We start from the raw sequence: 15,936 nt of genomic DNA on the forward strand, positions 1-15,936 counted from the left end.
TTTGTGATCTCAGAGCTTTTTTTGTCCATAAGTACAGAGGCCGCGGGGGTTCTGTAGATAACCCGCTGTCATAATTGATCGGCTTGCTTCGACCACAAAGACCATTAAAAACGGTATATCTTGAAAAAACAGTACGAGATTTCGCCGGAAAAGATTCAAACGTATAGTGGGATTCGTGGCCAAAATCAGTGAATTTTGAAGGGAATCCTGTACAGACAGGATCCTAAGTATAGAAAAATATTATAGTTATGATTACAAAAAAATATTGGGAAATGCTGCAGAGAGAAAGTCAATCATCGTTAGTTTTCAGAATGCCATTCGTCAGTTAAGTGAGAATTTCGGGTTGCCCCGGGAAAGAGCACCAGTTTCCGTCAGGGCAACGACCGTCAGGAAATTATCGTGAACGGAATTCTCAAAGGGCTTGCATGATTGTTATAAGTGGAATATCACCAGTTATAATTTACCTATTTTGTGCAATTTTCTTTGACATCGGTTCAGACGGGTTTTTAGCATCAAAGGCTGGAATTCTGTAGACAGTCAGGTTTTACATGGTCGCTGCAGGTATACGAATGTTTTGATTGTGTGTGCCTCCGCCAGAATTCATTGAGCTGAATCAATCAATTGACAACTAACAATACAACAGATTGGCATTGAAGTTTGTTCTGAAATGTGCGAAGCGGGGTGTGAATTCCTGCTCGATTTTCAGTAAAATGCCATGGCAAATTAGAGTTTATGGGAGACAGCAGATGTTACTGACATCTTGGGTTGAGTCGATGCGAGTTGCGTTCGAAAAAAGCCGCAAGGCAACTTTAAATCCTCGTCGCAGACTTCAGCTTAGAAGTGTTCCTTCCTCCGTCCGCCAGAAGGTTCAACGCCGCATCGCCATCGAGCAACTCGAAGATCGAACTCTTCTGACGTCGCTCATTATCAATCAGATCACGGCCGGTTTGGGTATGACGATTGATAATTCAGTATTGGATCCGGATGCCGACGGCGTCTCCAATTATGAATCGATCATCTTTGAAGACCTGACCATTGATGCGAGTTCAGGAGCTTCCGTTTCGATTGATCTCGACAATCTGACTTTCAACGATCCTTTTTCGATTCTGTTTGATAATGTCTCTGTCAACGCTGCCGCGGGGACAGGTATTGATATTGAATTGTCGAATCTGCTGGTGGACACGATCGCGATTGACAGTTCCACGATTACGGGTGGTATCGGAAATGCTTTCAACGTTGACCTGACCAATGTCATTCTCAATGAATTCAATATCGTCGATTCGACGCTTACCGGACAGTCCGGTGCAGGTATGACCGTGGCGATGAGCAATTCGACCATCGAAGAAACGTCGATCAGACGTTCTTCCATTGATGGCGTCTCGATTGATGTAACCAACGGTTCTACACTCCGACACACGACCCTGGCGGATAACACGATTGCCGGAAGTTCGGGTAATGACGGTGTGAGCGTCAACATCGTCGACTCAATTGCAGAAGAACTGCGGTTGACCAACAACAACAGCATCGAAGGGGTAAGCATCTCCGTCGATGATACAGCCGCCGGCGGCGCTGCGCTGCTGACCGAGTTGTTCATACATTCGAATATCATTACCGGAAATACGACTGGTGCCGGTATCAGCCTTGATTTGACCAATGTCGATCAGTTTGTCTCAATTACCGGCAACTCAATTACCTCCAACAGCGGACACGGGATCGTCTTCGATCAGACGGACGGCGACTTAAGTGGTGACGTTTCCGATAACATCATTGCCAACAACACCGGACACGGTATCTTCTTCACACCGTCAACAACCAATCCCACACCAACCGACGCAGCACCAGGCGTGCCCGCCTATGATGGTGTTCCCGGTTCCACAGACAAAATTGATTTCGCTGCACCAAGGAACGAAGTCCAGTTAATCTCTTTTGCAGGCATTCCCACCGGGGGGGACTTCACGATCTCCTATACGGGAGGGAACGGTGTTACTCAGACGACGGCTGGAATTCTGGCGACTGCGACCGCTTCACAGGTCAAAGCAGCTATGGTTGCCGCTTTCGGTGAAATAGGTGTTGGCGACATTCTGGTCAATGGTAACTTCCAGGACGGCTATGAAATTGAATTTGTCAATGCCGCAGGTGGCGTCAACATAAATCCGCTGACCGTGGATGTCAGTGGGTTCAACAGCACTCCCGCCGGTGTGACGATTACTCAAAATACCTCCGGGAATCAAAATGAAATCCAACACCTGGAAGTCACAGGTACTCCCTCATTTGGCTATTTTACCCTGAACTTTTTAGGTCAATCTCTAGATTTATCCTACACGGAACTGAATGCGACTGACCTTACGACTCGTTTAAACCAATTGGCCAACATCTATATTGATCCCACGGGCAGCAACCCATTTACAGGCAGTCCTGTAGTGGTTACTGCAGTTGCTGGCGGATTCGATATCGAATTTACAGGGACCATGCATGATTTGAATGTCCCACCAGTTTCTATCGATGCGGTCGGATTAAATCTGTTTGTGAATGTCGAATTAGGCCCAGTTGGTCCCAATCCTAATAAACCAGCTCCACAGATTTTGACATTCGTCAGTATCGATGAAACGGGAACATCTACTTTAGAAATCCCGACGAGTGGTACTTTTACTCTGAACTATCAGGGAGAAACCACCGGATTGATCACCATAGATCCAGATCCTTTAATTACTGCAGCTAATATTGAAGCTGCATTAGAAGCGCTTACCTCCGCCACTTCGAAGACAGGTGTAGAAGGTGACTTCTTTGTTACGGGTGATTTTGCTAACGGATTTGTAGTTGATTACAATGAGTACCAGCATCTGTCCATGCTCGGTGCTAATAATCCGACTTTCGGGACATGGGAATTAACTTTTCTAGGGGTAACTCAGCAGTTCAGTTATACCGTTGCGATTCCAACCACCGGCAATGCAGCTACCATAGCAGCTGCATTGAACTCAATTGCTAATACTCAGGGTTACGGTGGTTCTCCAGTAAATGTCACTCCCAGCGGCAATGGGTATGATATCATTTTTTCGGATTCAGGCTCACTGGCAAATGTTGATGTTCCCCAGGTAAGCATCAATGCTGATGCTCTCAAATTTAATGTTGTGATTAGCAATACGGTCCAGGGGGACGGTGATACAAACGAAGAACAGACACTCGATTTTGAAAATGCACAAGGAGCATTTCCATTCAATATTGCTGCGAATGGATCTTTAACTAATAACCCTGCAGGTGCAGCATTTACTATTACGTTCCAGGGAGAAACCACCCAGGGCATTACGATCAGTTCCAATCCCACTACTATGGCGGCAAACATTGATGCCGCTCTGGAAGCATTGGCGATTTCGACAGGGCCAAATGACTTTCTTGTTACAGGAAATTATACCAATGGTTTTGTGATTGAATTTCAGGGCGACTTAGCGGAATTGAATATCCCCTTATTGGTGGCGAATGTGTTTGATCTGGACATTGTGCCGTCCACACAGGTAGGAGATTTTGACCTCACAACAATTAATCCTATTCTGGGGGATGTGACACCCTTGACGACCGATGTGCAGAACATTGTAACCGGCAATACTCAGGAGGGGATTGGTTTCAATGAAATTCAACACGTTGATATACCTAATCCAGCAGGCGGCGGAACCTATACACTGGATTTCGGTGCGAGTACAAACGGGCCCGTCATCCTTGACTATGATGCAACTACAGCTGAAATTCAGGCTGCTTTAGAGAGCCTGGACACCATCGGTGTCGGGAATGTCAGAGTGACTGGGGGGGGCTTCAATGTTACTGGAGGTTTTGATGTCGAATTTATTGGTGATTTTAGAGCAGTTTCACCCGGTAACTTAATAACTATTGATGATAGTGGCATTTTGATTGTTGTCCCGACGGTGACGACTGTATCAGAAGGAACGACGATTAACGAAGTGCAGGAAATCAATGTCAACGGAACTCCGACAGCCGGTGATTTCACATTGACTTTTGATGGTGCCATAACCGGCCCAATTGCCTATAACGCAGATGCGGCTGCCATTCTCGCAGCTTTGGTAGCTTTGCCGAATCTGAACGCGGGCGATGTGATGGTTCGCGGCGATGCGTTAACCGGCTTTGAAATTGAATACACGGGCATTCTGGCAACGATCAATACACCTCAGGTCCTTGTTGATGGTACCAATCTGACGGGCGCCCTGCTGACGGTCAAAACAACGACCGTGGGTGGGTATCTGCGGGGAATCAGGGGCAACACGATTACCGGAAACACGGGAGCCGGTATCGAGATCGACCTCGAGATGTATACTTCGTTTTATGGTGACATCTCAGGAAATACGATCAGCTCGAATAATGCGGTTGGTATCAACCTGGTTGCAGCTGACCCCACATCGCTGTGGAGTGTTGATTTCAGCCTGAACGTGGATGGAAACACCATGGATGATAACAGTGGTGCTGGTGTGGCCGTTGCCATGCAGGACACCGCCACGGGCGATGTCAGCATTACCGGAAATACCATTACCAGTTCCAATAATGATAACAATGCCTCTACACCTTATGCAGGGGACGCCATCTATATCGACCTGTTTGGTACCGATGTCAGCTTTGAAGCATTCAACCAGCTGCGAGACCTGACCATTGATGGTAACTATCTTGGTACCGATGCCGCTAATACCGCCGGTCAGGGGAATGCCGGTCACGGTGTGGGGATTCATATTGAAGAATCAACGATAATCGACCGCACCCAGATTTCCCATAACGTGATTGCCAATAACATCGGCGATGGTGTGAATTTCCATCGTGAAGATGATGCCCGCGTGGGACGTGATATTGTCGATCCTATCGTGGGTGAAGAACGGGCTGTTCTGATTTACGAAAATATCATCACGACCAACAGTGATGGTATCGAGATTCTGGCCCAGAACGGTAATCTAACTACATCCGACTTTGAAATTAAAGATAATACTATTTCAACTAACAGTCGGGACGGCATTTTTCTGCATGCCGAAGCGGACGCCACAATGCTGGTCGATATCATTAACAATCAACTCACTTTGAATGGCTTTAATGGTATCGAATCTACTACTCGTAGTACCAGCTATGATGGAACTGACCGCCGTGATGTAGCTGGTACCTGGGTACAGAATAATATCAGCAATAACTCTCGCCATGGTGTCCTGATAACCGGCCGCCTGGGAAATCGCGACATGCTGTTTATTGGTCTGGACGGTGTAGATCCCGTGACTGGAGCAGATCGTGGTAATCTAATTGAGGCGAATGGACGGGATGGTATCCAGATCTCCGCACTACTGGACCCGGTAGATGGTCGTGTGAAAATTGCCAATAACTCGATTCTGGCTAACTCAACAGGAGGGATAGATCTTTCCGGGGGGAGCTATACATTTGCCGGAAGCGGTCTGTTTTCTTCGATTGATAACAACCTGATCGCGTTTAACGACGGAAAAGGGATCGATATCAACTCGAATGGGCAGACATCGTTCATCCGGGGGAATACGATTACAGAAAACACGTCAGACGGACTGGAAATCTTAAGTGCGAATATTATTACCGTAACGGAAGATGGTGTGACCAGAACCATTCCTCGATTTGATGCTGTCACTTCAGTTACTGCGATTGGGAACTTTATTGATAACAATGGTGGCCGTGGGGTGGACCTGCAGACGGAAGAGCGGGCAAATTCGGATGTCATTTTTGGAGATGGAACCGAAGCCGGGGCAAACCACATTGTGTCTAACGGCCTGGAAGGTTTCTATGTTGTGACAACTGCCTCACGAGGACAGGATCAGGATGCCGACAGCACCGATGCTCTTGATGCGACCGGGAATGTCACTACATCAGATGCAGATATGGTGCTTCAGATTGACAGAAACTACATTCAGGACAATGGCGTCAGCAGCAATTTTACCACTACTGGTCTGATCTTAAGAATCGGGACAATGGCTTCTCAGTATGACTACTGGGGACAGACTCCCGGTTCGCGGGTGAGTGTCGGTGCTGAGGGGAGTGGTGATGAAGCGAATGGTCGTTCGAATGTTTCTGTGACCAACAATGAATTCGAGGGTAACTATGGCGAAGACTTCTATGTTGAATCGTTCACATCGACCGTTGATCCTCCGATTACACAAGATAACTGGGACAGTGGTGCCACTCCTGCCTTCCGGGTTTTAAGTCCCTACCGACGTGATCCACTCGCGAAACTGAACCTCGTATTCGAGGAAAATACCGGTAACGGTATCAACGTGGTCAACTTGGGAGCCTATTATGATACCGACGAGCCGGAGTTTAAATCGCGAGTGGCGAATGGAACCGCTCCGCCTAATCCCGATGGACCATTTCCTACCACTTCTTCAGATAGAAGGCGAAATGCTCAACGTGTGGCGTCGCGAACCAATTTAAATCCATCGTCCGGACCTAACTTGGGACCGCTCACGGGAGGTGTTCTTGATGCAAGGATCGATTTCCCAGGGGAACCTATTATAGTTACTACCGATGCTCCACATAATTTAATCAGCGGTGTAACAGTTGAAATTACTGGTGCTTATACAGATGAAGTTGGGTTTTATAACAACAGCTTGAGTGCATTAAATGGGGTATTTACTATTACGGTAGTCAGTACTACCAGTTTTGTGTTGAACAGCACAGAAGGGGTTGATCTGGGAGACTATTTATTCGGCGGCACCTGGTCTGTAAGCAATATCAATAATGGACCAATAAGGCGTGATTCATTCCTGTATGACGGAATGGGAGTCAGTACCTTCCGAATTGCCCAGGGCTTTGATGGTGTTAATGGTTCAACCTTTGGCTCCGGTGGATTTCAAGAAGGGGATTCATTTTTTGACGAAATCAGATACGCGAGTCCAGTTCCAGGAGAATTAAGCTACAACTGGGATATCTGGACTCCTGATGAAGACACCTTTTTAAAGCCTGAAACGTTTACCTTCCTGACGGCCGATATTTCGGTTGCTGCGACTGATCCGACTGATGATACGAATGTCGGTGATTTCATCATTTCGTTTACCGAAGATGTGGCGGGAGTCGATATTAACGACTTTACCCTGTTCCGTAATAATATCGATATCACCAGCCAGTTAACCTCCGGTATGCTCACGCAGATGGATCTCCGGACTTTCAGGCTGAATATCGATTCGATTCTCGGAGCTGAAGGAGATGGCGAGTACGAGTTACGATTAGTTAATAATAATACAATCTCGGATGCCAAGTATATTGACCCATTTTCTCCCATATCTGGCAATACTCCCAGTAACTACCTGATGTTCGGTGATGTCGAGCGGTTTACCATTGATACGTATGCTCCGACGGTCGAGATTGAGAATGTCTCTCCTGATCCCCGCAGTGCGGCGGTGGGTGAGTTGATTGTCAACTTCTCGGAAGATGTGACCGGCGTTGATCTGAGTGATTTCGTTCTGACGCGCGACGGGGTTAATGTTACGGGCGTCGTCGGTGGGAATCTGTCTTCGACTCCTGCGACTTTGACACAGGTCACAGGCAGCCAGTTTGTACTGGACCTCAGTAAGGTGACCAGCCTGTCTGGAACATATACCCTGTCGATCAATACGGCTGCTTCCTCGTCTATTATCGATTCCGCAGGGAATGCCCTGACTGCGACAGGCAGTGAAACCTGGGTGAATGATACCCTGTCACCCACGGGGTCCTTTCAGTCTGTGAGCGATGGCGATGTCGACAGTGTGGATTTTACTTTCCAGGAAGCAGTCACCGGTGTGGATGTCTCTGATTTTGAGCTATACAGAAATGGTACTCTCGTTACGGGAGGAGTATTGAGTGTTGACGGATCACCGGGGGATTTGAATTATACGGTCAATCTTGATTCTGCTCTGACCGGCTTGAACGGCGTTTATACACTTGTGTTCCTGTCAGGAGAGTCGGAAGTTACCGACGCCTCAGGCAATACAGCCGCCAGTTCTACTGATGCGAAATGGAATAACGGAACCGATTTTACTGCTCCTACTGCCGGAATTCAGGACGTGTCACCGGATGGTTCTGCATTAGATGCAGGGACAACGGATATTGAAGTCTTGATCAACTTCTCTGAACCTGTCACTGGCCTCTTCGACGATGACGGTAGTGTCCCTGTCAGTTTTTATACCAACTTCGAGTTGATTTTTGATGATGGCAGCGGTCCGCAAACTATTGATATCCCCGTAGGTTCGCTGACCGGTTCAGGATCATTTTATACCCTTAACCTGAGCTCTTTGATTCCGACTTACGGCGATGGGCTGTATACCCTGAATCTGCTTGGCAACACTGGTACGATTGAAGATCTAGCCGGAAACGTCTTCAAGGCAGGTGCCACTGATACATGGCGAATTGGTGATCCTGTGCTGGGGGCCTCGATTGAAGATATTCCGCCGACGATTCTGACCAATGCGGGTCAGGTATCGATTAGTTTTGATGATGGAATCAATCCTGTGAATGTGAGCGGAGTCACAGTCAATGATTTCCGACTGATGCTCAATGGACAGGCCATCGATCTGGTAGCAGCCGGCGTCACACTGACTCCTGGCGTGGGGCCTGCTTCTTCGTATTCCCTTGATTTAACTTACGTTACCCAGGTGGCTGGTACTTACGAGCTGACACTGGTTGCTGCAGGTTCCGGAATTACAGGTGGCGGTAATCCACTTTTGGCCAATGTTTCCCATTCCTGGGTAAATAGCTCTACCATTGATTTAACTGGTGGAACCCCTGTCTTCTCAGACGGAGTGGATACGACTGCCGGTGACGGTATCGTCGGAGATGGTACTTCAGGAACTGAAACATTGCGTGCAGCAATTCAGGAAGCGAATGCGCTGCTTGGTTCAAACGTGATTGAACTGGCAGCAGGTACCTATTTTCTGGGTATCGGGGGCATCGACGAAGATCAGTCTGCCACTGGCGACCTGGATATTCGCGACAACCTGACGATTCGTGGTCAGGGTGTGGGAGTCACCATCATCGATGGTGCAGAACTGGATCGTATCTTCCAGATCTTTGCCGGCGTCACCTTGAATCTGGAAAACCTGACCATTCAAAATGGTAAACTGACAGGCAGCGACGATGGTGCCGGTATCCGCAATAGTGGCACGACCACTTTAACGAACGTAGAAGTCACAGGAAACGTAGCAGAAGACAGTGCCGGTGGTATCAATAACACCGGGTTGATCGTCATCGTTGACAGTACGATTTCCAATAATACAGCGGGCGGCGGCGGTGGTGGTTTGCGAAATACGGGAACCATGCAAATCTCACGCAGCACAATCAGTGGAAATACCACAGCCCGTGATGGTGGTGCGTTGTTCAATGCGGGCATCGGAACCGTGACTGTTTCGAACTCGACCTTCTCAGGGAACTCTTCTGATCGAAGTGGTGGAGCGATCCGCAATACAGCGACATTGAATGCTACCAACAACACGATGACATTGAACGATGCCGGGACAACCGGTGGTGCCGTTTCCAACAGCGGAACAGCTGTAATTCAGAATAACCTGATTATTGGAAACACAGCGACCACCAATCCGGAACTGGATGGAAACTACAGCAGTCTGGGAGGCAACCTGACCGGCCTGGTTGGGTCGGCAACCGGTTTTGGAGCTGGCGATATCATAGATGTGGCAGACCCCACACCTGTGCTGGATTTCAATCTGGCCGACAATGGTGGTCCCACCCTTACCCACGCGTTGCTGCTGGGCAGTATCGCCATCGATTCCGGGATCAATATCAATACTGCTGCTCAGGAACAGCGGGGCTCAAGCCGTATCCTGGGAACGAACGTTGATATCGGGGCTGTCGAATTTGGTACATTCTTTGTGAACAGCACCGAAGATACCGTAGATATCAATCCCGGTGATGGCATTGTCGCGGATGCCAACGGGAATATCACCTTACGTGCCGCAATCATGGAAGCGAATGCCCTGGCAGGTGATTCCGTTATTATTCTGGGGGCAGGTGTCTATGACCTGACTTTACTTGGTTCCGATGAAAACTCATCTCTGACGGGTGACCTGGATATTACCGATACAACAGGCAGCCTGACGATTCTCGGTGCGGGAAGCGGGCAGACAATTATCAATGCAGCCAGCCTCACGGATGAACGTGACCGTGTCTTTGATATCTTCTCTGGTGCTGACCTCACCCTGCAGGGTGTCAAGATTACCGGTGGTAATGTGATCGGCGGAAGCGGTGGTGGTATCCGCAACGTGGGTACGCTGACACTCGTCAACTCACTGGTAGACGGCAATGCCGCTGAAATCGACGGTGGTGGTATTCTGAACGGCCAGCTTGGTCTGCAGGGGACCCTGATTCTGACCAATAGCGATGTCACCAATAACAGTGCCGTCGACGGTGGTGGTATCTTCAATAACGATCAGTCAGTCATTTCCATTGTGGATTCTGAGATCTCCGGCAATATCGCTTCCAGCGATGGTGGTGGTATCTTCAACGACCTGCAGGCGACTGTCGATATTCTCCGCAGTTCGGTTTCCGGAAATACGTCTACTGAAGACGGTGGCGGTATCTACAACAATGATCTGGCAAGCATGACGATCACTGACAGTAAAGTGAATAACAATACGGCTGACCAGGGGGGTGGTATCTTCAACGAAGAAGCCGCTTCGCTGACGATCGTCCGGACCACGGTATCTGGAAATACGGCGACCCAGGATGGTGGTGGTATCTATAACGATGAGGGTGAGGTCTCATTGAATCAGGTTTCCGTCCTGCTGAATACCGCTGCTTTTGACGGCGGTGGTCTGTATAACGCTTCCGCAGGAGAGGTCACGATCACCGGTGGTATGTTTGATGATAACTCCGCAGACCGCGATGGGGGGGCGATTGCCAACTTCGGCGTCAGCCTGTCATTGAACGGAACAATCATTCGTGACAGTGAAGCTGTCAGAAATGGTGGCGGCCTGTTCAATGATCAGGAAGAGGGTGCGGTAACTCTCTTTAATACCTCCTTCATTAACAACGAAGCTGTCTCCGGTGGTGCCATCTATAACCAGGAGCTGGGAGTCATCAACCTGGATCTTTCCGATCTGTTGAACAACACGGCCAGCTTAAATGGTGGTGGTATCTTCAATACGGCAGAAGCTACTGTCAACGTAGAGCGAACTACCGTTGATGGAAACCTCGCTCAGTCTGGAGCCGGTATTTTCAATGAAGACATCGCTCAGTTGAACCTGGTCAACAGCACCGTTTCCAATAACGTCGCGACCAATAATGGCGGCGGGTTGTATAATAACTCGCTGGTACTTGCCAATATTGTGAATGCCACCATTTCAGGGAACGAAGCTCTTAATGGTGCCGGGATTTATAACAGTGATGAAGGTACGATGGAAATCACCAACGCGACTGTCTTCGGCAACGCGGCAACGACCGGCGGTGGTATTTTCAATGACACGGATGGATTTGTCAGCGTGGCAAATACGATCATTGCCGGTAATAGTGCAACATCGCCTGGTCCCGATGTGACGGGGGCTTTTCACTCTCGAGGAAACAACCTGATTGGTGTGCAAGGTGTTTCAACTGGCTTCACAAACAACGTTCAGGCTGACCAGGTCGGTACATTTGGAACACCTGTCAGTGCAGGACTGGGAGCGTTGCAGGATAATGGCGGTGCGACTTTCACCCACGAACTGCTGGGGGGAAGCCTGGCGCGTGATGCCGGTAACAACTTCTACGCACCCACAGACGATCAACGCGGTTTCGCCCGTCTGTTCGATGGTGACGGAAATGGATCGCTGGTTGTGGATATCGGGGCATTCGAATCTGGTTACATTGTCACCAGTTTTGCAGACTCAGTCGATGCAGTACCCGGCGATGGAGTCAGTGTCGATGCTCAGGGTCGCAGTACTCTGCGTGCCGCAATTATTGAAGCCAACGCACGTGTTGGAGCCGACACCATTCTCTTGGGAACCGGCACTTATACGCTGTCTCTGTTCGGCCTGGGTGAAAACGGCTCCCTGTTAGGCGACCTGGACATTACCGACGACTTGACCATTATCGGTGCGGGATCGGATCGCACCTTTATCGATGCCGACTTTCTGGACCGTATCTTCCATATCTTCGCGAACATCAATGTTTCCATTCGCGGCGTAACGCTGGTCAATGGAAATGTGACGCGCGTGGAAGACGGTGGTGCGATTCTGAACTTTGGTAACCTGACACTGGAAGATGTGACGATTGAGAACAGTCTCGCCAATCGTGGCGGTGCCCTGTTCAACAATGGGATTGTCACCATGACGGACAGCTGGTTCCATACCAATACCGCGATTGCTGACGGGGGAGCCATTTATAACAGTGATGCGGGAACTGCGACCATCAGCTTGACCACGATTGAAGGCAACAATGCTGAAAATGGTGGCGGTATCTTCAACTCCACAGGAGGAACGCTGGAAATTATCGACACCACAATCGACAACAATACAGCGACGGTTGCCGGTGGTGGTGTCTTCACTTCGAATGAAGCGGCTGTGGGGAATGGTGAAGGGAACGCATCTTCTTCCACGGGAGCTCAGTATCAGGGTGAGGTCGTGGTAGTAGAAGAGTATGTAGAACATGCTATTCCCAAATATGAAAACGATGGCCAGGAAGCTGCCCTCCTGAGTGAAGCTCCACCATTTCCAGTCGGCGACACGTTCAACCTGAGTTCGCTGCCCGGGGCCAGCCACACGATTTATCTCGATTTCGATGGCCACACGACAACCGGCACACAGTGGAACACCGCATTCGGTACCATTGTCACTCCTGCTTATGATACTGACGGCAACGTCGGGTCATTCAGCCTGGCCGAAATCGAAGTGATTCAACGCACCTGGCTGCGGGTCGCTGAGGACTTTGCTCCGTTTAATATCAATGTTACAACCGCGGCGCCGCCAGTCAGCGATCTGATCAGGACCGATGCCTCGGATTCCCGCTGGGGCATACGTGTCGTTATTGGTGAGAACACCTGGTACAACCTTGCCGGGGGTGTAGCATATGTCGGTTCGTTCAACGACAACCTCGACACACCAACCTACGTATTTAACACAAGTCTGATTGGTGTTGCCGAAGCGGTCAGTCACGAAGTGGGACACACGCTGGGACTGGTTCATGATGGTACGTCAACCGAGGAATACTACGCGGGTCATGGCGGCGGTCCAACGGGCTGGGCACCGATCATGGGGGTTGGTTATAATCAGGATCTGGTCCAGTGGAGCAGTGGTGAATACGCCGACGCCGACAACAACGAAGACGATCTGAATATCATCACAACCCAGAACGGATTTGGTTATCGGCTCGATGATCATGGTAACAGCACTGGCACCGCGTCAAATGTCACCGGTGGCATGGCTTCCGGAATCGTCGAGCGAAACACGGATGTGGACTATTTCCAGTTCACAACCACGGGGGGTAATGTCACCATCGATCCATTCTTCGAGAGCCCCAACCTCGACATTCTTGCGATATTATACGATTCCAGTGGAGCGCAGATTCAAACGAGCAATCCAACTGGTGCTCTCAATGCGTCTTTCACCGGACTGGCAGCCGGCACCTACTTCGTGTCCATCGAAGGGACAGGTGAAGGTAGCGTTTCGGGAACGGGTTACTCAGATTACGGAAGCCTGGGGCAGTATACAGTGATGGTGACTGGCCAGCCCCCAACAGTGGATGGCGTCGGTAACGTGACGATTTCCAACAGTACCATTTCGAATAACTTCGCCGGTACGCGTGGTGGTGGTTTATTGAATGAAGCCACCATCGATATTTCCAATGTGACCTTCTCCGGCAACGAAGCCGGCAAAGAAGGGGGTGCGATTCATAACACCGGCGACATGACCGTCAACAATACCACGATTTACGATAACTTTACTGAAGGGACTGGCGGCGGTATTTATTCTGTCGCAGATACCGCCAGTGTGAGTATCAGGAATACAATCGTGGCTGGCAACAATGCTCTGGTCGGCGGATTTGACCTGGCGGGTACAATTACTTCGCTGGGACATAACCTGATTGGAACCGGAACGTCAGCAACCGGAGTGATTGACGGTTTCAACGGAGATATCGTGGGAACGAATGCGCAACGCATCGATCCTGCTCTCAGCATTCTGCAGGATAATGGCGGCCCGACTCAGACGCATGCGTTACTGGCAGGCAGCCGGGCGATTGATGCCGGCGACAATACCGATGGCGTCTCCATTGACCAGCGTGGTGCCACACGGCCCACCGATACTACCAGCGACATTGGTGCCTTTGAAATCGTTACGCCGACAATCAGTATCTCTGACGTCAGCCAGCTCGAAACCAATTCCGGCACAACCGTGTTCCAGATTGTCGTATCCCTGTCCAATGCGAATGTGGATGAAGTGACCGTTGATTATGAAACTTCCAATGGTACAGCGACGGCAGGCGTTGATTACGCATTCACGACAGGCAGAGTCACATTCTCTCCTGGTGAGACCACCCAGATTATTGAAGTAGTTGTCAACGGCGATACCACGGTGGAAGATCATGAGACCTTCTTCGTCAATCTGTTTAATTCTGCCGGAGCGATTATCGGAAATGCTCAATCTATAGGGACTATTCAGAACGACGAAGCAAACCTCACAATCAGCGATGCATTCGTTGAAGAAGGTCCTCAGGGCGTCAATACCAACATGAACTTTACCGTATCACTCTCGAATCCGCTGACTGAGATTGTCGAAGTTGATGTGGCATCGCTGATTTCAGGGGCTGGTCTTAATTTTGCAGATGCGAATGATTTCATCGCATCGACTCAAACCATTACATTCAATCCCGGTGAGACGACCAAGACAGTTTCTGTGCAGATCATTGGTGATTCTGTGATTGAGAACGATGAAATCTTCGATGTCACACTTTCGAATGTGCAGGTGGGAGGAAGCATTACCGTCAATGAAACCGATATGCTTGCTGAAGGAGAAATCCGGAACGACGACAAGGCATTATTATCCATCAGTGATGTAACACTGACAGAAGATTATGATGGCGGCCCTACCACAACCTTTACATTCACTGTTTCTTTGTCTCAGGGCTCCAGTGATATCGTTGAGTTCGATATCGAAACTCTGGACGGTCCTCTGGTTGGAGGGGCAACGCTCGCTGATGGGGATTATGACTATAAGCAATTGCATGTGACGTTTGCTTCTGGTCAGTTAAGTGAGACCTTTAGTGTTACCGTGAATAACGATATGGTGAACGAAGGGGTTGAAACATTCTACGTCGAGCTTAGCAATGCCTTGAATGCTAATATTCTAGATGGAGTTGGAGTCGGGACGATTGTTGACAATGGAATCGTCGTCGACACGTTAGACGATGTCGTTGATGCTGGTGATACTGTCACCTCACTGCGTGAAGCCATAAATCAGGCCAATGCAAATCCAGGTATTGATAATATCATCCTGTTACCTGGCACCTATGATATGGATATCGCCGGTACGAATGAAAATAATAACGCGTCCGGTGACTTTGATATTCTCGACGAATTGAATATCTTTGGACAGGGTTCCGGAACGACGATCATTGATGCTGATAATCTCGATCGTATCTTCCATACTGGAGGCGGGGTCTCGCTGAGCCTGTCAAATATGTCGTTGATTAACGGTGATGCTGATGATGGCGGTGCCATTTTTGCCGAGGGCGATACAACCCTCAATCAGGTTATCTTCCAGGGTAACAATGCTGACTTCCTGGGGGGAGCGATCGTCAGTGCCGGGGATCTGGATATTACCGATGCCCAGTTCCTGAATAACCATGCCGGTTTCCAGGGGGGAGCCCTCTATCAGTATACAGATACTGCAACAGTAGAACGGACCACCTTCTCTGGTAACTCTTCGGATGGACGTGCGGGAGCCGTGTATGTTGCCAGCGGTGCCAGCTTTGATGTTTAGCAGT

The 15,936-nt window shown here is 49.3% G+C and carries 1 protein-coding gene; it reads left to right on the forward strand.

The window, feature by feature from the left end; genetic code table 11:
- Window positions 1-746: 746 nt before the first annotated feature.
- Window positions 747-15,932, forward strand: coding sequence for a choice-of-anchor Q domain-containing protein (locus tag AACZ40_RS14465; protein ID WP_339674773.1), 15,186 nt, complete (start codon window positions 747-749; stop codon window positions 15,930-15,932).
- Window positions 15,933-15,936: the final 4 nt, after the last annotated feature.

The organism is uncultured Gimesia sp., assembly GCF_963972345.1.
GTDB lineage: Bacteria > Planctomycetota > Planctomycetia > Planctomycetales > Planctomycetaceae > Gimesia.

Coding starts and splice junctions, on each gene's coding strand:
- AACZ40_RS14465 (WP_339674773.1), top strand. CDS start 747: ATGTTACTGACATCTTGGGTTGAGTCGATGCGAGTTGCGTTCGAAAAA.